Here is a 797-nt window from a genome sequence, read left to right on the forward strand (position 1 = left end):
CAGCAGAAATGGTACAAGGGAAAAAATGAGGCCTGCGGTCATTGCCTGTAGCCCCATAACCGAGCCCACTGCCGCCACCAGCTTGATATCGCCACCTCCCACATACTCCGTGTTCAAAAAGGCGAAAAAGAAAAAGAGCAGGGCGGGAGTCGCCCCCAAAAGGTTAACAGGGCTGAAATCAATCAGCCCTGTTAACGCAATCAGAATGCAGATGCTGTCGGGGATAGTTCGCTTGCGGATATCCCACAGGGCGGCCGCCACCAGCAGACAAGAAAAAAGCACCGCCTGTGCGATGCCGTTAGCCTGCATAGTTGAACATTTCCTTGATTCGCTGGGTAAGGGTGGGCAGCACCGTTTCTCCAAACAGGGTGTAGAGCCCAGCAAGGAGCAGAGCACCCAAAACCACGCAAATCAAGATTTTTACAGCGGTGTCAATATAGCCCTCGCCGCGGGTGTCGGACAGGATGCGGCGGGTTTTGATGACCGCCATGTCAGCCTTGTGCTTGAGCTTGCAAACAAAGTTTTTCATGATTAATTCCTCCATTTATTCAAAGTGATAGTTTACCGAATAGGTGATATTGCTCTTGTTGTACATACAGTTATGGTTGGTATAGTAGTAAAACTCCAGCTTGCTGTACACACCCGCGTCGAGGGTTCGGCTGAATGTAATGCCGTTTGAGGTGGTGCCGTAGTCGAGCTGATCCCACTGGCCGGTCAGCACATTGTAGCCGCGCACTCTGCCATAGTCGCCTCCGCTGTGGCCACTGACGGGCGGCACCGTGAAGGTGTACTCGGTG

Annotated in this window: 3 protein-coding genes; all 3 read right to left on the reverse strand. The window is 52.7% G+C overall.

Annotated elements, in window-relative coordinates:
* Positions 1–309 (reverse strand): A24 family peptidase (locus RTV33_RS11965; RefSeq protein ID WP_312644534.1); only part of this gene is annotated, 309 nt, incomplete at its 3' end.
* Positions 299–529 (reverse strand): DUF6133 family protein, encoded by a 231-nt coding sequence (locus tag RTV33_RS11970; RefSeq protein WP_312644536.1) that lies wholly within the window; start codon positions 527–529, stop codon positions 299–301. The genes RTV33_RS11970 and RTV33_RS11965, both read right to left, overlap by 11 nt.
* Positions 530–544: 15 nt before the next feature.
* Positions 545–797 (reverse strand): hypothetical protein (locus tag RTV33_RS11975; protein ID WP_312644538.1); only part of this gene is annotated, 253 nt, incomplete at its 5' end.

The sequence above is a fragment of the Hydrogenoanaerobacterium sp. genome (assembly GCF_032017025.1).
Lineage (GTDB): Bacteria > Bacillota > Clostridia > Oscillospirales > Ruminococcaceae > Hydrogenoanaerobacterium.